The organism is Formosa sp. Hel3_A1_48, assembly GCF_001735715.1.
GTDB lineage: Bacteria > Bacteroidota > Bacteroidia > Flavobacteriales > Flavobacteriaceae > UBA3537.
Genome location: NZ_CP017259.1, coordinates 1151433 through 1172038 on the forward strand (window position 1 = coordinate 1151433; position 20606 = coordinate 1172038).

Below are 20606 nucleotides of genomic sequence, written 5' to 3' on the forward strand. Positions count from 1 at the left end.
CCTGTAATTTATTTCAACACCTACAGCTACTATAAAAATACTTTTTTTGTGCAATTTCTAAAGATTTATAATGTTCGATTTATAGATTTATATACCTTTGAGGCTTATTTTGAATGTGTTAAAATATAAACATGAAAACTAACCTATTTACACTTATTGGTTTGCTTGTAATACAATACGGCATTGCTCAGCAAGTCCAATCTTTAGATTCAGTTACCATTGAATCAACAAGAATAGATTTGCCTTTCAAAGAGAACTCACGAACCATAAGCATCATCACTGCAGAAGTTATTGAAGATAGCCCAGCCACTAATCTAGCAGAGCTATTACAACAAGAGGCAGGAATAGATATTCGTCGTCAGGGAATCTATGGGATGCAAGCAGATTTATATATCCGCGGTGGAAGTTTTGATCAGACGCTCTTACTAATTGATGGTATTAAGGTTGAAGACCCACAAACTGGACACCACACACTAAACATCGCACTTCCTTTGGAAGTGATTAAACGCATCGAGATCATTAAAGGTCCTGCTGCAAGAATTTTTGGGCAAAATGCTTTTACAGGAGCCATCAATATTGTCACCAAGACCAATGGAGACCTAAAAAACAATGTTGGATTCCAGCTGGGTTCATATAACCAACAACACGCAACTGCAACACTTGGGAAAAGTCTAGATAAAGCAAGTGTTATGGGGCATGCATCAATAAATAGTTCAGAAGGATACCGCTACAATACAGATTTCCAGAATCAAAACTACTTTTTAAAAAGTAGCTTCAACACAAAAACAACCCCAATCGATGTTATTGCTACTTTTTCAGAACGCAAGTTTGGTGGTAACCAGTTTTATGCCATAGATGCTAAAGAACAATACGAAGAAACTCAAAGCAGTTTGGTCGGAATTTCAACCATAATCAAACGAGGCGATTTGAAAATTAGTTCTCAACTCTATTGGAAACGAAATCAAGACATGTACCTCTATATTAGAAATAACCCTTCGGTGTATAGGAATTTACATATTTCTAATAAAGTTGGTATACAAATCAACAGCTCATACTCCTCTTCTTTTGGAGTAACTGGCTTTGGCATTGATGTTGCAAAAGTAAAGATGAATAGTAATCGGTTAGGTAATCGTGAACGATGGATGGGGAATTTCTTTTTAGAACATCGTTTTTCGTTATTAGACAACAAGCTTGATGTAACTCCTGGGGTCGCCGTAAACTACTTTTCAGAATTTGATTTTAACGCTTTCCCTGGAATTGATTTAGGCTACCGCATTAATGATTCTTTCAGAGTTTACGCAAATGCTGGTTATACTTATAGAGTTCCAACATATAACGATTTGTACTATGTTGGACGACAGGACATTGGAAACGAAAATTTAGTCCCTGAACGTGCAATCTCAGAAGAAGTTGGACTCAAATATTTTGGTAACAAACTTACCGCATCAGTGGCCTTTTTCAACAGAGATTCCGACAACTTAATAGATTACACCAAAGAAAATGAGGACGATAAGTGGCAGTCTAACAACTTGAAAAGGTTAAATTCTAATGGTATAGAAGCGCAGCTGTCTTCTCCTTTCAAATTGGGCCAGTATACACAAAGCCTAAGCCTAGGATACACCTATTTGAATGAAGATTTAGGGACTGTAAAATCTAATTTCTCAAAGTATATTATTAATTCTTTAAATCAACACCTCACGGCAAATATAAAAACACAGTTTTCGAAAAATTTCTCTCAAAGTGTCGTTTATAAATTTGCAGACAGGGCTAATGGGGAGAACTACAGCGTAGTAGATGTTCAACTGAAATTAATGATCAATACACTAGAACTTACATTGACTGGAAATAATATCTTTAATGCCTCATATATAGAAACGGGTATCGTACCAATGCCGAAAGGTAATGTTTTAGTTGGGTTGCGAGCTTTTTTGTAACTGAGGTCTTTCCCTCTAAAAAATCTGGTTGATTTTATCATAAACCAAATGTGCTTCCCAGCCACGGTACAACAGATAATCAGCCAACTTTTTCCGCTTTTTTGCTATAGAACCTCCTGTAATGGACTCCGCTTTTTTGTGCACGAGCGCTTCAAAAGTTGCCTTATAATCTGTCTCTGAAATTTGGCCTAAGGCTTTTTGGATAAGAAATTTTGAAATGTTTCTTTGCTTAAGTTCAGAAGCAAGGCGACGGCGGCCCCATTTTTTAATTTTAAATTTCCCGCGAACAAAAGCCATACTAAATCGCTCTTCATTTAAAAAATCCCCCTCGATCAGTGCAATGATAATTTGCTCAGATGCCTGAGAAATCATACGCATCTCTTTGAGCTTTTGAGCAACTTCTTTATGACAACGGTCTTGATAAGCACAATAGCTTTGAAGTTTAGCCAAAGCTTCCTCAACAGTATATGTCTTTTTTGAAGAGTACATTAGTTTTTGTAGGTAATGGAGAAAATCAGATTTGTGCCTGGCCCGCTAATTCCAGAAGCATATGGACGATAGCCCTCATTTGATATATTTTCTATGCCTCCAACAAATGAAATAGTATCATTGAATTCATATTGTGTTCGAAAATTAAACGTTAACCAAGAAGGAACAAAAGGGTTTCCATTAGAGTCAAGAGCAAATAAATGAGGAGAAAGTTCGCTTGAAATATCACTCCGACTAAGGCCTGAATTATAATTTAAATAGCCGTCTAGAGTTATCTTGTTGTGCTTCCATATAATATGGGTATTGCCGAATGCAGGCGCAACATGACGTACAGGAACATTAGCGTTGTTTGTGTTTCTTTGCTGCCCTTTGGTTAAACTAAATTGAGACCTTAACTCCAAGGCTCTAGAAAAACGTGCGTTTAACCCGAATTCAAAGCCATAAATCCAAGCCTTCGAGGAGTTTTGAATACTTTGTGTTGTGCTTACCTCTCCGTCGTACATAAGTTGAGATAAGCCGTTAACAACATAATGATCTCTAATCATGGCGTTATCCAAATAAGTATAATAAGAAGATATGTCTAGCAGTAAAGAGTCATCAAAATTCATGTTCAGGCCAAGTTCGGCCCCATAGGCATACTCGGGCTTCAAATTTGGATTTGGCAAAACTACAACACCAGGCTGCGAGTCAAAAACTTTTCCGACATCGTCAATGTTCGGGGCGCGAAAGGCTGTAGATGTATTTAGCTTCCATAATAAAGTCTTGCTCTGTTCCCATGCGATTCCAGCAGTAGCGGTCAATGCACTTGTGTCGAGGCTTAAATCTGCAAAAGGGAGGGCGTAAAATTGCGCATTACCAGATAAGTCTGCATTGATAGTAATTACATTATATCTGATTCCAGACTGAAATGTAAATTTATTTGTTGGTTTGTATTTTAAGCTTAGGTAGGATGCTAAACTACTCCACTGCGAATCATCTGGATAACGTGAAGCTATTCGTTCTACAGAACTATTCTCTAAGTTAATAGACAGCCCTTCAGAATTGATTTTGTTGTAAATATATTCAGCACCATAAGAGATATTCATTTTGTCTGTTATGGTTTTATCTAAGTCAAGATTTATAGAAACGGCCTGAACCTTTTCGGTTCGGTTTTTTTGATTTAAATCATTAAACTTTCGACTTATTCGGCTTTCGCCAAAGTTCTGATAAGCAATTGTTGTTTTTATTTTATCATAAAGGTTGGATTTACTGCTTAGCTTTGTCAGTTGTAAATTGGCTAGCAGCCACTTTTGTGGGCCATAACTCCACTCGGCATAATTGAGGTTTTCGGCTGTGCTTTGAAGCGCTAAACGGTCATATCTAGGGATATCTGAAGTGGTTGCGTAGTGAAGGCCAAAGTCGAGATTTAATGATTCCGTTGGCTTGTATAATATCTTTTGTGCAGCGTGAAATTGATTATAATTTGTGAACTTTTGAACACGGGGGTTGTGGTTAGGCATTGTTATATCCTGACCATTTTGCTGAGTTACATAAAATGGCGTTAAATATTGTTGAATTTCTGTTCTTCCCATTCTCAAATCTCCAAAATCCGAGAAACTCATGCTTGTGTGAAACCCCCATTTGTTTAGGCCTACGTTTAGGCCTACTTGGGCTGTTTTTTCGTTATTCGCAGATGAATACCTTAAATTACTTTTGGTTGAAAATTGAGGCGAGTTAAGTTGGGATAGTTCTGGAGTTGTTGTGTAAAAATTCATGACACCTCCAATAGCATCACTGCCGTATATTACAGATCCGGCACCCAAAATAACTTCAGTGTTTTGAATATTAAATGGATTTATCGAAATAACGTTTTGAACATTTCCCCCTCGAAAAATAGCATTATTTAGGCGTACCCCATCTACAGTGATGAGAACGCGATTTGTTGAAAATCCCCGTATCATGGGGCTGCCTCCGCCAAGTTGACTTTTCTGGACAAAGACACCAGCACTGTTGGCTAAAAGGTCAGCAGAAGTTTGAGGAGTTGCTTGTTCGATCTCTTGTGCATCGATACTGATAATTTTTTGAGGAACTTCCTTTTTACTTTGTTCGAATTTTGAGGCTGAAATGACAATTTCATTAAGATTAGTGGATTTAGGGGTAAGAAAAATCGTGTCTCCTATCTTAGATTTCAAGATGGATTCTCTGTGGTAAGAAATATGCTGAAAATAAATACGTTCAAAGCCCTGAAAACGGGCTAAGGAAATTTGCCCATCAAGGTTAGAAATATTAGTTTTAGTTTTAACCAAATTAAAAACCGCAACACCAGCAATAGGGTCTAAGTTGGTTTCGTCTACAATTGTAACTTGCTGCGCGGATAAATTCCACAAGAAAACACATAAAATACAACTATAAAAATGCTTCATTTTAATTAAAAACCTGATTCAAAATAGATAGGGATTTTGGCGGCTTGAACCCTTGCAAATGTAATTTAAAATACAGTAATATCATATTCAATAGATCTTGCTTTTCAGTAGCATGCATTGGATGATTATTTAGTTCATCAAATTTCGTACCTAATACCGCATTGAATAAAATTAATTTTTGGCCATGAATACAATAAGGGCTATTGGCCATGGCTTGAAATTTTCCTTCTTCTAGATTAAAATACGTCAAATTCATCTTGTTCAATTCAGGAAAGAACCCTAAGTATTTTGTTAAACCCATAAGAAACTTGTGGTGAAAAATACTGCTGTGGTCTATCGTATCAAACCATAAAAATGTTGTCTCTATATACGAAAAAAGTGAAGGGTTAGCCTCCTCTTCCTTGAGAACAGCACTTAATATTTCAGCCAAGAATATCACAACGGTAGACTTTAATATTGCAGTGTGTAGAGATTGAAATGAATGTAGTAAGCGAATATTTTTAAAATAATGTAGATCTCTGCTGTTTTTGTAATCAAATTCAACTTGCAACATTGATAAAGGTTGAAAATATGCAGGCTTGAGTTTTCCTTTTTTAGACGAAAACGCATTTTTTACCACAAAACTTACAATGCCTTTAGCTTCCAAATAGCATTTGACAATAAGATCGTTGTCTTTGTATTTGAGCTTTGAAAGCACTATGGCCTTTGTCGAAATAATCATTGGCGTACAATCATGATTTTAACCACTTTAGTTTCAAAATTATCTAGGTCTGATATCAATACCACATATACCCCTGAAGCGACTGTATTATTTGCTAAATTTCTTCCATTCCAATACGCTGTACCTCCGTCGATTTCTAAATTATAGCCTTTGAAGCGTAGATTGGTATTGGATTCTGCCTCGGCTACCAAATTTCCAGTTACATCAGTTATTTTTATGTTAACATTTTCGCTTAGGTTTTTAATTTTTACTTTATCAACTGATAAATTAAACCCTGGACGTACTGGATTTGGATAAGCAAAAACATCTTCCAAAGAATCGGAAGGGCTAGAGCCCCCAGCTTTAAAAGAAACTAAACCTCTTGAAGTCCCAAAATATATGGTACCGTCATTTACATTTTGAGTCATTGTTATTACAGTGTTGGAGGGCAATGGAGAATTTTCTTTTGTGAAATGATAAATTGTTTTTTGGCCATCAGCACTCAAATAAAAAACACCTGCATCTGCCGTTGAAATCCATTTGTTGTTGGAGCCGTCAACAATGATTTCAGTGATGAATTGAAGCTCCAAAAGTTCTTTTGGGATTCCCTCTTCTAAAATTATAATCGGCTCTGTCCTTAAAACATCTTCTGTGAAAAAATTAGCCGTATTATACAAAATCCTCAACCCTTTGTACGTTCCAATCCAAAGCACATTGTTATTGTCTAAGGCTAGTGCCTTAATATGGTTTATGGGAAGGTTTGCAGTATCTTCACCCTTGACTTGTCGAATCAAATTTCCGTTTTCATTAAAGCCTATCACTCCATTGCTGTAACTTCCAACCCATTTAGTGCCGTTTGGTCCAATAACCAAAGCACCAAATCCATTTTCATCATAAATTGGGTCCTCGATGATAGCATCAAAGCTATAAGTCTGCCATTGATTTGTGGCAGGATTGTACTTTTTCAATGGTTTATCTACTAAGCTTGTAAGGCTCCAAAGGTAGCCCTGCTCATCAAACTGTAAGCCCGAAACTCGAATACTTTTATAATTTGGAGCACTAGCAAGTACTAAAGATTGTAAAGGGCTATTGGTGTCATCATAGAATTCCATGGATTCATTTTTATGAAAATCTAAGAGACCACTGTGAAACGAACTTATAAAAATCTGGTTGGCATTGACGGGGTTTACAGCAATTGCATTTAAATTATATATAGGTTTTTGAATTATTTCCTGAATACTGTCGTAAGGGATATTGTTCCATTTTTCATTTTCGTAATAACTAAATCCATGTGTTTTTAATGGGCTGGGGTTAAAATCCTGATCATAATCTCCATAAGTAACCCAAAGATTTTCAAAAGCGTATTTTAAAGCAAATGGAGTGTTGAGTAATGGCCCGTCTGGGCAAATTTCTTCAAAAGCATTAGGCATTTCTAAAGAAGACTTCAAAACCCCTAGGCTTTCTGAGCCAATAAACATTGTTTGATCAATGAATTGAGCTGTTGTAAAGTTAGTATCATATTGCGGCGAAGCCGAATAAGTAGTTTCGAGAATTAAGCCCGTTCGGTAATTAAATACATTGTCTTTAGTAATCACTTGCAAATTATCTCCACTAGAATTGAAATCAACGACAGTTTCAGAAAAAATTAATGACTGTTCTAGGTTAGAACCATCCAATCGATACAGTTTATTATCTGATTTTAAGGTGTAAAGATTATTATCAAGAGAATTTAGTGCCAAAAAGTTGCCAAAAAATAAAGTGTCCCAAAATTGAAAATCAACTAGATTTGGATTGTCTACATCTGCCGCTTTTAAACCGGAATCCGTGGCAGCATAGAGTACGTTATTAAAAACAAAAGTTTCATTAACCTGAACTTGCGAACCATTCGCGCCAATGTAAAAAGTGTCTCCAAACTCTAAAGTTCCTAAATCATAAATAGAAATGCCGTAGTTGGTTGCAATATATACAACATTGTTGGACTCGTAAAAATGATTTATCTGTTTATTATCCGGCGGGATGGTCGTTTTATTTAAAATATCTACAACTTTTAAAACCTCATTGGTAGATAGGTTAAAAACCTCAATGAGTCCTGTTCTGTATCCAATAATCAAAAGATCATAATCATTGCTAAAGTGAAAAGTTGTGATAAATTCTCCAGATAATCCGTCAATTGTAGTTAGGGTTTCTGTTTCGGTAGTCAGAAGATTATACGAAAACAAAGCATTTTCACTGGCAGCATATATTTTATCACCTCCAGATGCAAGAGCCTTAATATCCGTGTAAGAAAAAAATCCTTGCCAAGCCTCAATATTAGTAACTTGCCCAAATGATTGCTTTACAAGACATACAACTAAAATTATGAAGATTTGTGGTTTCAAAAATATAAATTTTATCAAATATATTTATATCTAACGACAAAACACGGTATTATTATGCATAAACAAAAAAAGCTTCTACGTTGTAGAAGCTTTTTAGTTTTGAAGTAAAGAAAATTAGACTACCCCTTGGGCCAGCATAGCATCGGCAACCTTAACAAAGCCCGCTATATTTGCTCCTTTTACATAATCTATATATCCCGTTTTTTCATCTTTTCCGTACTTGATACATTTGTCGTGTATATTGCCCATAATTTCTTTGAGCTTATCATCTACCTCTTTTCTTGTCCAATTATAGCGCAATGAATTTTGGGTCATTTCTAATCCAGAAGTAGCTACCCCGCCAGCGTTTGAAGCTTTCCCTGGTGCAAATAAAATTTTTGCTCTTTGAAATAGAACTATTGCTTCCTTTGTTGACGGCATATTAGCACCTTCGCTAACACAAACACAACCATTGTCGAGAAGTGTTTTGGCGTCGGATTCATCAAGTTCGTTTTGTGTTGCACAAGGTAGTGCTATGTCGCAGAGCTCGCCCCAAGGCGTTTTATTGGGAAAAAACCGGGCACTTGGATAAGCCTCCACATATGCGCTAATGCGTCCGCGTTTGTTGTTTTTGAGATCCATGACGTAGGCCAACTTTTCTTCATCAATTCCGTTGTCGTCTACAATATAGCCTGATGAATCTGAGAGTGTAATGACTTTACCTCCAAGTTGAAGAACTTTCTCTGCCGCAAATTGAGCTACATTTCCAGACCCTGATATTGTGACCGTTTTACCCTTAATATCATTGCCTTTAGTTTGCAACATTTTTTGTGCAAAATAAACAGTTCCATAACCTGTTGCTTCTGGTCGGATAAGAGATCCGCCCCAAGTTACCCCTTTGCCCGTGAGCACGCCTGTGAATTCATTTTTTAATTTTTTATACATCCCAAACAGAAACCCAATCTCGCGTCCACCTACACCAATATCCCCTGCTGGTATATCCGTATTTGGCCCAATATGACGGAATAATTCGCTCATAAAAGCATGGCAAAAACGCATAATCTCATTATCACTTTTACCTTTGGGATCAAAATCGCTTCCTCCTTTTCCACCACCCATTGGAAGGGTTGTCAAACTATTTTTAAACACTTGTTCAAAGGCCAAAAACTTTAGAATACTCATATTGACCGTAGGGTGAAAGCGCAAGCCTCCTTTATATGGGCCAATAGCCGAGTTCATCTGAATTCGGTATCCTCTATTGACTTGGATTTCCCCTGAGTCATCAACCCAGTTTACTCTAAACATCACTGCGCGCTCAGGTTCTACCATGCGCAAAAGAATATTCTTCCCATGATAAATATCGTGCTGTACAATATAAGGAATCACCGTTTCTGCAACCTCTTCAACAGCTTGCAAAAATTCTGGCTCAAGACCATTTCTTTGTCGCACTAAATCTAAAAATCCTTCAATTTTGTGTTTCATTTAATTTAGTTTTAAGTATACAAATTGTACTACAAATATAATATATCTTAAAAAATAAATTAATATTTTTTTGAATTCGTAATTTTAACTGCAAAACGTGTGCAAATATTGCGAATAATTCAAATATTTAAAACTTAATAGAATTAAATAAATCAATTATGCTCCATGCAGCGCTTGCCTGAGATCTTCGACAAGGTCTTGTTCGTCTTCAATTCCAACACTAAGCCGAATTAAAGAATCGACAACGCCTGTTTTTTCACGTTCCTCTTTCGGAATACTCGCATGTGTCATGCTCGCAGGATGTCCTGCCAAGGACTCTACACCCCCCAAAGACTCTGCTAGAGTAAAGACTTTAAGGCGTTCCACTACCTTGATCGCTTCTTCATAATTATTCCCTTTAGTGGTGAATGATAACATGCCACCAAAATCATTCATTTGATCTTTTGCAATATGATGGTTGGGGTGGGTTTCTAAACCTGGCCAATAAACATTTTCTACCTTGGAATGTTGTTGTAAAAACATGGCTACAGCACGTCCATTTTCACAATGGCGTTGCATACGAACATGCAATGTTTTTATTCCTCTTAATACCAAAAAACTATCTTGAGGACCACAAACGGCGCCACTTGCGTTTTGAATAAAGTACAATTGATCTGCTATACTTTTGTCCTTTACAGCCAAAGCACCCATGACTACATCACTATGCCCGCCAAGGTATTTTGTTGCAGAGTGCATGACAATGTCTGCGCCAAGATCTAAAGGCTGTTGAAGATAGGGTGTGGCAAAAGTATTGTCTACTGCCAATAAAATATTGTACTTTTTAGCTATGGAGGAAACTGCCTTGATATCAATAACATTAAGCATAGGGTTGGTAGGCGTCTCTACCCAAATCAACTTTGTTTTTGAGGTAATATTTTTTTCAATTTCACTAATGTTTTCCATTCCAACAAAATGAAATTTTATCTGAAACTTTTCAAATACTTTCGTGAATAGCCTATAGGTTCCTCCATATAGATCATTAGTAGAAATCACCTCATCACCTGGGCTTAAAAGCTTGATTATAGCGTCAATAGCTGCTAATCCTGAACCAAAAGCTAATCCATAATCCCCGTTTTCTATACTAGCAAAAGATTGTTCTAGCGCATGTCGGGTAGGGTTGTGGGTGCGAGAATATTCATACCCTTTATGTCCTCCTGGGGTCGTTTGCGCGTAGGTAGATGTTTGGTAAATCGGCGGCATTACAGAACCGTATGCTTTATCTGGAGCTTGACCTCCATGAATAGTTTTTGTGTTGAATTTCATTGTTTATTAATTTGAAATTTTATGGTATAATACTGTTTTTCATTGCTAATATATAGCCCAAATGAATGCCTTCGTGAAAATTATTAAATTCAATGGCTTCTTCTACATTAGTAAGAGTGCTTTTGGTTGAGACCGTGTAGGAGTTGTATGAGGTAAAGCGTCCTGCATCGTAATCCTTTTGAGTTTGTTCAATGGTTGAAAATAATAGCTTTTTTAGGTGCTCTACCTCATGTTGGGTAGCGTCGCGCTCTGTTTTGGTTCCTTTTCGAAAGGCATCTACTAAGTCCGAACCAATGAGCATAGGTACATCAGAAAGCTTATAGACTAGTAATTGCTGAGTGACCACCACATGAATAATATTCCAATATATTGAATTGCGGTATCCATCAGGAACTGTATTAAGCTGACTTAAACTAAAATCGACTAAAAACCGATGTAAAATTGCTCTGTTTTTTAGGGTAATATCAAAACTCCTATTCATAATTAAAATTAAATACTTCAGAAGTTAATTTAGAAATGATTTTCTTTGTAAAAGTAATGAAACAATCGCATGAAAAAAATCTATTACCTCAAAAGTTGCAATACATGTTTACGCATCCTAAAATCCTTGGCGCTTTCTGATAAGTTTGAGCTCCATGACTTCAAAGAAAACCCACTTATATCATCAGATTTAGAACATCTTAAAACACTTGCTGGCAGCTATGAAGCACTATTCAGTAGACGGGCAAAACTGTACGGAGAAATGGGCCTAAAAAATGAATCTCTTACAGAACGTGATTACAAGCACTATATCCTGAAACATTATACTTTTTTAAAACGCCCGATCTTGGTGATAGAACAGCAAATTTTTATTGGAAATAGTCCAAAAACTATTGCAGCCGCAAAATTAGCCCTTGCACATGAATAGCCGAGGCAATGCACTTGTTGCGCTTATTTTAGTGCAATTGTTTTATGGGGTGACATTTACTTTTGCCAACGACGTAATTGTAGGTGGATACATTATGCCTTTTGGGTTTATCCTGTTAAGAGTCACTTGTGCCGGCGTTTTATTTTGGTTATTTAGCCTTATGGTTCCTAGTAAAAAAATTGCGCGTAGTGATTTTCCAAAATTGCTTGCTGCTTCCTTTTTTGGTGTGGCTTTAAATATGTTGGCTTTTTTCAAGGGCCTTCAGTACACCACGCCCATCAATGGATCTGTAATCATGATTACTGTTCCTATTATTGTTTTGATATTATCCGCTATCATATTAAAAGAGCGCATTACAGGATTAAAAGTACTTGGGGTTATGTTGGGCCTCTCTGGAGCTTTGGTGCTGAGCTTGTACGGGCAGTCATCTGAGTTCGGTGAAGATATTTTATTGGGGAATTTCTTAATTTTCATAAATGCAGCTTCATATAGCTACTATTTAATTTTGATTAAAAAACTGACTGCAAAATACCACCCTTACGACTTTATAAAATGGCTGTTTTTATTTGGGTCCATTATGGTTTTTCCTTTCGGATACAGCGAATTAAGTGTTGTAGAGTGGGGAAGTTTTCCGGCCTACATTTGGTTTTCAATTGGATTTGTAATTGTCTTCGCAACCTTTGGTACTTATTTGTTAAATCCAATGGCCTTGCGGAATTTAAAAGCCACAACTGTGAGTACATTCTTGTACCTCCAACCTATATTTGCTGGCTTATTCGCTGTGTTTATGGGTAGCGATCAAATAGATACAGTAAAAGGGTTGGCCGCTCTATTAATTTTTATTGGTGTATATTTAGTAACCAAAAAATAATCTTTTTGAAGACCTCCTTTTTTACATCCATAGACCAGCTAGACGATAGCTTTTTAGAGAAAATCAATCCCAATGCTAGTGTATATTTTTCACGCCACTTGCTTTATGGATTTGAGACTTCAAATACAGCTGTTGATGTGCGTTATGTCTGTATCTCAAAAAACAATAACCCTCAGGCACTCGCCTTAGTACAAATCGTTGATTTGAGCGTTGACGTAATTCTGAAAAACATTAAAGTCTCTGAGCGCTTTAGACAAATATTAAATCTATTTTTCTGCAAAGACCATATAAAAATCATGTTCTGCGGGAATGTGTTTTTAAGTGGTGAACACGGCATTAGTTTTGCTCCAAGTTGCGATCGAAAATTAATAGCTGCTGAAATTGGAACAGCTTTAGACGAAATTGCCAAATCAGTTCGGCCGCTGCATGCTATTTTTATCAAAGATTTTCAAACCTCAGCCTTGGAATACACCTCGTCATTTGAACATTTTGGCTTCACCAATATAAAAGTAGAGCCAAATATGATAATTACACTAAAGCAAGATTGGACAACTTTTGATGAATACAAGGCGGCGCTAAAATCTAAATATAGAGTAAAAGCCAATAAAGCAGACGCAAAAAGCGAGCGCTTAGAACTGCGTGCTTTTTCTCAAAATGACATAGAAATTTACAAAGATGAGCTTCAAAATTTGTATCAAAATACCATTGATAACGCGAACTTCAACGCACAAGTTTTAGACCTAAATACTTATATAAAGCTAAAAAACACTTACAAAGATGATTTTATTGTTCAGGGCTATTTTTTGAACGATAAAATCGTTGGTTTCCTATCCGCTTTAGTAAACAAAAAAGATCTTGATGCGCATTTTATCGGATTAGAATATGATTTAAACAAAACCTACGCAATTTATCCCAGGATCCTCAACGATTATATCCGCCTTGGACTAGAGAAAAACGTAGAAAGCATCAACTTGGGGCGAACTGCGTCTGAAATAAAAACAACTATTGGTGCAGAGCCCTTGGAGTTAAGCTGTTACATAAAGCATAAAAACAAATTCATTAATAGATTGATTCAGCCCTTTTTCAGAAGAATTCAAATCAAAAGCTTCAAACAACACAGCCCATTTAAATAGTGCGCGCTTTTCTGTATCTTTGAGCCATAAATTTAACAACAAGGCATGATACACTCGATGACTGGATATGGTAAATCTGTACTAGAATTGCCCACAAAGACCATTCGCTTAGAATTGAAATCGCTCAACAGTAAATCATTGGATTTGAATATGCGCATGCCCTCCATGTATCGCGCAAAAGAATTAGAACTTCGTAAACTTATTGGGCTGCAATTGGGGCGTGGCAAAGTTGATTTTAGCCTTTATGTTGAATTTAATAAAGGAGAGGCTCCCGCAAAAATTAATGTTGAAGTAGTAAAAAGTTATATGGGTCAACTTCAAGGCATATCATCTGCAGCGCCTTTAGAGTTATTAAAAATGGCCGTTAAAATGCCCGACGCTTTAACCACAGAGCGAGAAGATATTGACCCGAAAGAATGGAAGCTTATATCTAGCGAATTAAGTGTCGTTTTGGACCGTGTTGAAGAATACCGAAAAGATGAAGGGGCTGTGCTTAAAACCGACTTTCTCAAACGAATATCTAATATTGATGCTCTTTTAAAAACCATCATTGATATCGACCCTGAGCGTATAGAACATGTGCGCGTTCGCCTCAACAAAGGAGTCGCAGACTTAAAAGAAAAGGTTGATCAAAATCGATTTGAGCAAGAACTTATTTATTATATAGAAAAGCTAGACATAACGGAAGAAAAAATCCGTTTGAAAAACCATTTAGATTATTTTAATAAAACATTAAAATCTGATGATTCTAATGGGAAAAAGCTGGGGTTTATCAGTCAAGAAATTGGTAGAGAAATCAATACTATTGGCTCAAAAGCCAACTTTGCTCCTATGCAAAAACTCGTCGTACAAATGAAAGACGAACTTGAAAAAATAAAAGAACAATTGCTCAACGTACTATAAATATGTTCAACGGTAAACTCATTGTATTTTCAGCTCCTTCAGGCTCTGGAAAAACTACTATTGTCAAACACCTCTTGAAACAAGAAGCGTTAAACCTCGCCTTTTCTATTTCGGCAACTTCGCGGGAAAAGAGAGGAGATGAAATTGAGGGGAAAGACTACTATTTTTTATCCACTGAGAACTTTAAAAAACACATCAAAAGAAGCGACTTTTTGGAGTGGGAAGAAGTTTATCGTGACAATTTTTATGGCACACTAAAAAAAGAAGTTGAGCGAATATGGGCCATGGGCAAACATGTTATTTTTGATATTGATGTTTCTGGCGGATTGCGCATCAAAAAGAAATTCCCAGAAAAAACACTTGCGGTATTTGTAAAACCCCCAAGCATAGATGAGCTCAAAATAAGATTGAAAAAACGTAAAACAGAATCTGAAGATAAAATCAATATGCGGATTTCAAAAGCTTCTGCAGAGCTTGCTACCGCTCCTCTTTTTGATTGCATCATTGAAAATGAAATTCTAGATAACGCTAAAAAAGAAGCGTATTCAACGGTTTTAAAATTTATCGAATCTTAGAAAATGAAAGTAGGTCTCTATTTTGGTACGTTCAACCCAATTCATGTGGGGCACCTTATCATTGCCAACCACTTTGCAGAACATTCCGATTTGGAAGAGATTTGGTGTGTAGTCACTCCGCAAAATCCCTTTAAAACCAAACAGAGTGTTTTAGACAATCACCAACGCCTAGAAATGGTATATTTAGCCACTAAAGAGTATCCAAAAATAAAGCCCAGCGATATTGAATTTCAACTCCCTCAACCAAACTATACAGTGCACAGCCTTGCTTATTTAGAAGAAAAATACCCCAAGCATGAGTTTGCGCTCATCATGGGAGAGGATAATTTAGCGTCTTTACCTAAATGGAAAAATGCTGAGGTTCTCTTAGACCGTTATCCTATTTATGTCTATCCTCGAAAAATAGAACAATCGTATGCTGCTGTTGATTCAAAAGGAACCATAATAAAAGTAGACGCGCCCATCATTGAGATTTCTTCATCATTCATAAGAAAATCCATAAAATCAGCTAAGAATATAAGACCATTATTGCCAGAATCTGTTTGGGTATATTTAGATGAAATGAATTTTTATAAATAATTATGGTAAAAATTGGAGCTATAGAATTGCCTGAATTCCCATTGCTGTTGGCGCCGATGGAAGATGTTAGTGATCCGCCTTTTCGGGCGCTATGCAAAGAACAAGGTGCCGATGTGGTCTACACCGAATTCATATCTAGTGAAGGTCTGATTCGAGACGCTGCCAAAAGCACAATGAAACTCGATATTTATGAAAAAGAACGCCCTGTAGGTATACAAATTTTTGGGGCCAATCTAGACAGCATGCTTCGCGCAGTTGAAATTGTAGAGAAATCAAATCCAGATATAATTGACATCAACTTTGGCTGCCCTGTTAAAAAAGTGGTCAGTAAAGGAGCTGGGGCAGGAATATTAAAAGATATCTGCTTAATGGAAAAGCTAACTGCCGAAATGGTTAAGCGCACCCATTTACCTGTGACCGTTAAAACCCGCTTGGGCTGGGACCACGACTCAATTCGTATTGTAGAGGTTGCGGAAAGACTTCAGGACGTTGGCATAAAAGCGCTGTCTATTCACGGAAGAACTCGAGCTCAAATGTACAAAGGTAATGCGGATTGGGTTCCTATTGCTGCGGTAAAAAACAATCCTAGAATGCATATCCCCATTTTTGGAAATGGAGATGTCAACTCTCCAGAACGGGCCATGGAAATGCGCGATTCTTATGGTTTAGACGGTGCCATGATTGGTCGAGCTTGTATTGGAAACCCTTGGTTTTTTAAGCAGGTTAAACATTACTTTGAGACGGGAACGCATCTAGAACCTATAAGTATGTCCGAACGTGTAGAGGCCGCAAGACGGCATTTGAAAATGGCTATTGATTGGAAAGGGGAAGTTTTGGGTGTGCTCGAAACAAGAAGGCATTATACCAACTATTTTAAAGGAATCCCTAATTTTAAACCATACAGAACAAAGATGGTGACCAGCGACCACAGCCAAGATGTATTCAAAGCCTTTGATGAAGTCGAAGCCAAATTTGCTGCCCATCAATTTGCTTGATCTGTAAACTGAAGTTTCTTTAAGTTCCAAGATGCTAATCTTGAAGCAATAAGCCCTAAGATAAGAATTGTTGAAAAAGCGATTGTAAAATTACTCCCCTTTAGCACAACGGGGTAAGCCAAGCTTGGTGTAATCATAAGCAAATCAAAACACAACTGAAGACCGATAATTATAGCGCCTAAAAAAAGACCGATCAATCCCCCGATAATAGTCATTAACCCCCCCTGTATAAAAAAAATATTTTGAATTTCTTGTTTGGTGGTACCAATGCTATATAAAGTCTTTAAATCGTCTTTTTTATGCAGAATCATCATGATGATTGATCCAACAATGTTAAATAATGCTATAATTAATATTAACGTAAAAATAAGATAAACCGCAAGGTGTTCAGCATTGAGCATTTTGTATAAAGCGGCATTGAGCTGTACTCTACTTTTTATGACAATTTCATCATCAAAAATCTTTGAAAGAGCTAATCTTATTTTGGTTTCATCTACACCTGGTACACTTATTATTTCGATCGCACTTATTTTGTCTGGCTTAAGACCAAGCAAATATTGAGCATTTTGAAGTGAAGTATAGACTCGAGAACTGTTAATTGACTCATTGATTTGAAAAAGCCCAACATTAGCCACTTTCATGCTTTTAAATGCCCCTTTGACAGAAGTAATTTGTCCGGTGCCTGGTTTGGGTGCGTAAATGCGTATAATTTTAGTAAGGTCGTATACACCAAACCCTAGAGTGTTGCTGACACCCCAACCCGCAACGATCTGTTGAAGATCTTGTGAAATCCAATCGCCGTAAGTCAAAATAGAGTCTATGGTTTTCTGAGGGTAGTGTTTGTCTACGCCTTTTAAATCAATAGCTAAATACTTCTCCTCACAACTCAATAAAACTTTTTCTTCAACAACTGTAGAAAATGAGGCAATCCCTTCTATTTCGCTGAGCATCTTGCGCTGAGTTGAAGACAAACTAATATTTTTAGATTGGCTTGGCAAGACCTTAAAATCAGGGTCTGTAAAAGATGTAAACTCTAAGCTAAATGCCTTGAGCCCATCGAAGCCCGAAAGGACTATGAATAGAGCTGCGGTTCCTAAAATTATACCCAATCCAGCAACCAGAGTAATGTAATTAATCGCTTTGTTTTTACTTTTTGTAAACAAATATCGCTTGGCTATGTAGAGCGAAAAATTCAACTATGCTTTTTTTCTTTTTTGTAGAAGGTCATCGTTAAGAATAGGGTTTTCTGTCCCTTTTAGAGATCGATCGATTTGATCAATATATTCCAAAGAATCGTCGATAAAAAACAACAATTCAGGCATCCTTCGAAGCTGATGTTTGGTACGTTGTGCCAATTCGTGTTTGATGATGGGTGCATTTGAAGAAATACCTTCAATCAGTACTTTGGCCTGCTTGATCGGAAAAATACTTAAGTATACCTTAGCAATAGACAAGTCTACAGTGACTTTGACTTGAGTTACTGAAATAATAACCCCTTGCATGCCCCCTTCTCTAGCGGCGCCTTGAAGGACTTCAACTAAATCCCGCTGTAAAACCGAGGCTATTTTCTTTTGTCTTTGACTTTCCATAGGGCAAAAATACTACAATTCTTCTGTAATTTTTCAAAAGCCTTGTTTTTTGCTTTAAATTTGTAAAAGATGAAAAAAATTGAACACATCGGTATTGCCGTGAAAGATCTTAGGAAATCTAATCGGCTTTATGCAAAATTGCTGGGGGTTGAGCACTACAAAATTGAGTGTGTAAAATCCGAAGGTGTCAATACCTCCTTTTTTAAAGTCGGCGAGAATAAGATTGAATTGCTGCAGGCGACCAGCCCAGATAGCCCAATTGCAAAATTTATTGAAAAAAGAGGAGAGGGCGTACATCATATTGCTTTTGCAGTAGATGATATTGGCGCTGAAATCGAGCGATTGAAAACAGAAGGATTTGAGCTGATTCACCACAAAGCTAAGCCTGGTGCTGATGGTAAGTTAATTGCATTTTTACACCCAAAATCATCTGGTGGAGTACTTATAGAACTGTGTCAAGATATGGATAATAAAGAATAAATTTCTTTTCATAATTTTAAAAATGGTTGTAATATTGCAGCCACTTTGGTCCCATAGCTCAGTTGGTTAGAGCATCTGACTCATAATCAGAGGGTCCTTGGTTCGAGCCCAAGTGGGACCACCCTGAAAACCCTTCTTAATTGAGGGGTTTTTTGTTCCAAAGCAACTGCGCTAAAAATGTACTTTACATAAAATAAAATTCAATATCTTTGACTAAACCATTTTAGCAAAATGAAAAAACTCTTCTTACTCTCCGCTTTATTAATCTTTGCTTGTAGTAGTGATGATTCAGACTCTTCAAATTCGAATGAAGATTCAATTAATCCTCCAGCCTGGATTCAAGGGGTGTGGACTAACGATTCTATTTCTGCCTTTGAGTTTAGAGCTGACGATATGTGTGTTACAGCTGGGAGTACAAATTGTTACAAAGCACTAATGGCTCTTTCTACTGAAAGCAGTGCGTATGAAGAAATTTCTGATACAAGATACTATGTTGTGGTTAGTTACGGTTTTTCTGAGAACACCTATGAATTTGAAAAAGTTTCTGAGAGTACTATAAATTGGATTTTATATCCGTCAGGTATAATTTCTACATTCACCAAAAATTGAGAAAATACTACCTCAACCAAACTTCACAAACTGTAATCCTAACTAAATGAAAAAAACACTCTTCTTACTCTGCGCTTTATTAATCTTCGCTTGTAGTAGTGATGATTCAGAAGACAACCCATTACCAGCTTACACAGTTGAAGGCAAATGGTTGTGGTCTCCAGACCCAGAAGACAGAACATATGTAAATACAATGTTTGAATTTGTAGGTGGTAACGTGTATACATCTTATGCAGTAAACTGTGGCTGGGAAGATAACTATTGTACCGATGCAGATTTTAATGCATTGGATGAATCAGATAGAATCCCAGGAGTTGATACGTACACATTTGATGGAAATACTTTAATATGGGATGAAATCCCACGAGAAGTTTCATTTGAATGTGATGGTGGTATAATGCTAAATGAAAATAGTTATAAACTTTGGAGATTAAATTCTGACTGTAACTAAACCATAGGCATATCTTCTTCTTTTAGTTCTGCTATTTCTAAACTTCTTAAGTAGGTTAGAGATACATTTCTTATATTTAGGCTATGAAATTTCGAAATCCAATGAAAAATAAATGGGGACAATGGAAAGACGATGCGACATTGGCTGAAAAATGTTTTTGGTCTTTCATCTTTGTAGCTGCAGGAATGACAATAGGGGATTTAATTCTTGACCTTTTTATTTAGGAAACCATAGGCATATCTTCTTCTTTCAGTTCAGCTATTTCTAAACCTCTTAAGTAGCTTTGGCTTATGTTTCTTATATTTGAGAATATAAACATTTTAATTTTGAAGAAATTTTTGTTGTTAGCTTTAATTGTTTTAGGCATTACTTACTCCAATGCCCAGTCATTATCTGTTAATGAAGCATTCGATGTTTTGACAAAATGGGAAGGGCAATGGAAAAACAGTGCAGTTTTTGAAGAATCTGTATGGATACGAGAAAGCGTTAAAACTCGTGGGAGAACAAGCTCAAGTTTAATACTTTCCAACAATTACCTTGAGATAAACATTAATAATGGAGATAACACATCAAAACATATTATTTGTTACGACCAAAACTCAAAAAAATTCAATAGATGGGAATTTAAAAATGATGGTGCTAATACTTTTTGGATTGGAGAATGGAATAAGAAAGACAAAACTATGACTTGGGATTTTATAGATTTTTCGGGAAATGGAATCGTTGGTCAAATTATTGAAAGTATTGCATCAGAAGAAGTTATTAATTCAGAAATTATTATGAAAGACAAAGACGGAAACACATTGCTTAAAATTAATTCCACTAAAATCAAAATCTAAACCATAGGC

Annotated in this window: 22 protein-coding genes and 1 tRNA gene; 14 read left to right on the forward strand and 9 right to left on the reverse strand. The window is 36.5% G+C overall.

What is annotated here, in order from left to right:
- Positions 1 to 131 precede the first annotated feature (131 nt).
- The gene (locus FORMA_RS05275) at positions 132 to 1934 is read left to right on the forward strand and encodes a TonB-dependent receptor plug domain-containing protein (RefSeq protein WP_069674668.1); all 1803 of its coding nucleotides are present in this window, start codon (positions 132 to 134) and stop codon (positions 1932 to 1934) included.
- A gap of 15 nt (positions 1935 to 1949) precedes the next feature.
- Here the strand turns inward: FORMA_RS05275 and FORMA_RS05280 are convergent, their stop codons facing one another.
- The 7 genes from FORMA_RS05280 to FORMA_RS05310 form a co-directional block, all read right to left on the reverse strand.
- Positions 1950 to 2423 (reverse strand): regulatory protein RecX, encoded by a 474-nt coding sequence (locus tag FORMA_RS05280; RefSeq protein ID WP_069674669.1) that lies wholly within the window; start codon positions 2421 to 2423, stop codon positions 1950 to 1952.
- Complete coding sequence (locus FORMA_RS05285; protein ID WP_069674670.1) at positions 2423 to 4825, reverse strand: TonB-dependent receptor; 2403 nt, start codon at positions 4823 to 4825, stop codon at positions 2423 to 2425. Before FORMA_RS05285 ends, FORMA_RS05280 begins: the two co-directional genes overlap by 1 nt.
- Before the next feature lies 1 nt (position 4826).
- The gene (gene recO, locus FORMA_RS05290) at positions 4827 to 5546 is read right to left on the reverse strand and encodes a DNA repair protein RecO (RefSeq protein ID WP_069674671.1); all 720 of its coding nucleotides are present in this window, start codon (positions 5544 to 5546) and stop codon (positions 4827 to 4829) included.
- A complete protein-coding gene (porZ, locus tag FORMA_RS05295; RefSeq protein ID WP_157506037.1) occupies positions 5543 to 7903 on the reverse strand; it encodes a type IX secretion system anionic LPS delivery protein PorZ in 2361 nt (786 codons plus the stop codon). The genes recO and porZ overlap by 4 nt, the downstream gene beginning before the upstream one ends.
- Positions 7904 to 8017: 114 nt before the next feature.
- Positions 8018 to 9364, reverse strand: coding sequence for an NADP-specific glutamate dehydrogenase (gdhA, locus tag FORMA_RS05300; RefSeq protein WP_069674673.1), 1347 nt, complete (start codon positions 9362 to 9364; stop codon positions 8018 to 8020).
- 156 nt (positions 9365 to 9520) lie between these two features.
- Positions 9521 to 10666, reverse strand: coding sequence for a cystathionine gamma-synthase (locus FORMA_RS05305; protein ID WP_069674674.1), 1146 nt, complete (start codon positions 10664 to 10666; stop codon positions 9521 to 9523).
- Between the two features lie 19 nt (positions 10667 to 10685).
- Entirely contained in the window at positions 10686 to 11147 is a 462-nt protein-coding gene (locus FORMA_RS05310; protein ID WP_069674675.1) for a DinB family protein, read from the reverse strand.
- Between the two features lie 69 nt (positions 11148 to 11216).
- Here FORMA_RS05310 and FORMA_RS05315 point away from each other — a divergent pair, with 69 nt between their 5' ends.
- Genes FORMA_RS05315 through dusB form a run of 7 tightly spaced genes read left to right on the forward strand, consistent with a single transcriptional unit; the run spans position 11217 to position 16629 of the window.
- Positions 11217 to 11573: an arsenate reductase family protein gene (locus FORMA_RS05315; protein WP_069674676.1), complete on the forward strand. Its 357-nt coding sequence runs from the start codon at positions 11217 to 11219 to the stop codon at positions 11571 to 11573.
- On the forward strand, positions 11566 to 12444 hold the full coding sequence (locus tag FORMA_RS05320; protein ID WP_069674677.1) for a DMT family transporter: 879 nt from the start codon (positions 11566 to 11568) through the stop codon (positions 12442 to 12444). Before FORMA_RS05315 ends, FORMA_RS05320 begins: the two co-directional genes overlap by 8 nt.
- A 5-nt stretch (positions 12445 to 12449) precedes the next feature.
- Positions 12450 to 13577 (forward strand): peptidogalycan biosysnthesis protein, encoded by a 1128-nt coding sequence (locus FORMA_RS05325; RefSeq protein ID WP_231924969.1) that lies wholly within the window; start codon positions 12450 to 12452, stop codon positions 13575 to 13577.
- A gap of 45 nt (positions 13578 to 13622) precedes the next feature.
- The gene (locus FORMA_RS05330) at positions 13623 to 14480 is read left to right on the forward strand and encodes a YicC/YloC family endoribonuclease (RefSeq protein WP_069674679.1); all 858 of its coding nucleotides are present in this window, start codon (positions 13623 to 13625) and stop codon (positions 14478 to 14480) included.
- Positions 14481 to 14482: 2 nt separating this feature from the next.
- On the forward strand, positions 14483 to 15055 hold the full coding sequence (gene gmk, locus FORMA_RS05335) for a guanylate kinase (protein ID WP_069674680.1): 573 nt from the start codon (positions 14483 to 14485) through the stop codon (positions 15053 to 15055).
- Positions 15056 to 15058: 3 nt separating this feature from the next.
- Positions 15059 to 15634: a nicotinate (nicotinamide) nucleotide adenylyltransferase gene (nadD, locus tag FORMA_RS05340; protein WP_069674681.1), complete on the forward strand. Its 576-nt coding sequence runs from the start codon at positions 15059 to 15061 to the stop codon at positions 15632 to 15634.
- Positions 15635 to 15636: 2 nt separating this feature from the next.
- Positions 15637 to 16629, forward strand: a complete 993-nt coding sequence (gene dusB / locus FORMA_RS05345; protein ID WP_069674682.1) for a tRNA dihydrouridine synthase DusB — start codon at positions 15637 to 15639, stop codon at positions 16627 to 16629.
- Here dusB and FORMA_RS05350 read toward each other — a convergent pair.
- Positions 16617 to 17825, reverse strand: coding sequence for an ABC transporter permease (locus FORMA_RS05350; RefSeq protein WP_069674683.1), 1209 nt, complete (start codon positions 17823 to 17825; stop codon positions 16617 to 16619). The genes dusB and FORMA_RS05350 overlap by 13 nt on opposite strands.
- Positions 17826 to 18218, reverse strand: a complete 393-nt coding sequence (gene rbfA / locus FORMA_RS05355) for a 30S ribosome-binding factor RbfA (protein WP_069674684.1) — start codon at positions 18216 to 18218, stop codon at positions 17826 to 17828. It abuts the gene before it with no gap.
- Positions 18219 to 18287: 69 nt separating this feature from the next.
- On the opposite strand from rbfA, the gene mce reads away from it, so the two are divergent.
- The 6 genes from mce to FORMA_RS05380 all read left to right on the forward strand — a co-directional run bounded on the left by mce (position 18288) and on the right by FORMA_RS05380 (position 20597).
- Positions 18288 to 18698, forward strand: a complete 411-nt coding sequence (gene mce, locus FORMA_RS05360) for a methylmalonyl-CoA epimerase (RefSeq protein WP_069674685.1) — start codon at positions 18288 to 18290, stop codon at positions 18696 to 18698.
- Between the two features lie 47 nt (positions 18699 to 18745).
- Positions 18746 to 18819 (forward strand) — tRNA-Ile (locus tag FORMA_RS05365).
- A 110-nt stretch (positions 18820 to 18929) separates the two neighbouring features.
- Positions 18930 to 19307 carry a hypothetical protein gene (locus tag FORMA_RS05370; RefSeq protein WP_069674686.1) on the forward strand — a complete coding sequence of 126 codons (378 nt, stop codon included), beginning with the start codon at positions 18930 to 18932 and terminating at the stop codon, positions 19305 to 19307.
- A 46-nt stretch (positions 19308 to 19353) separates the two neighbouring features.
- Positions 19354 to 19758, forward strand: a complete 405-nt coding sequence (locus FORMA_RS05375; RefSeq protein ID WP_069674687.1) for a hypothetical protein — start codon at positions 19354 to 19356, stop codon at positions 19756 to 19758.
- 83 nt (positions 19759 to 19841) lie between these two features.
- Positions 19842 to 19982, forward strand: coding sequence for a hypothetical protein (locus FORMA_RS09280; protein ID WP_157506038.1), 141 nt, complete (start codon positions 19842 to 19844; stop codon positions 19980 to 19982).
- A gap of 102 nt (positions 19983 to 20084) precedes the next feature.
- The gene (locus tag FORMA_RS05380) at positions 20085 to 20597 is read left to right on the forward strand and encodes a hypothetical protein (RefSeq protein WP_157506039.1); all 513 of its coding nucleotides are present in this window, start codon (positions 20085 to 20087) and stop codon (positions 20595 to 20597) included.
- Positions 20598 to 20606 lie beyond the last annotated feature (9 nt).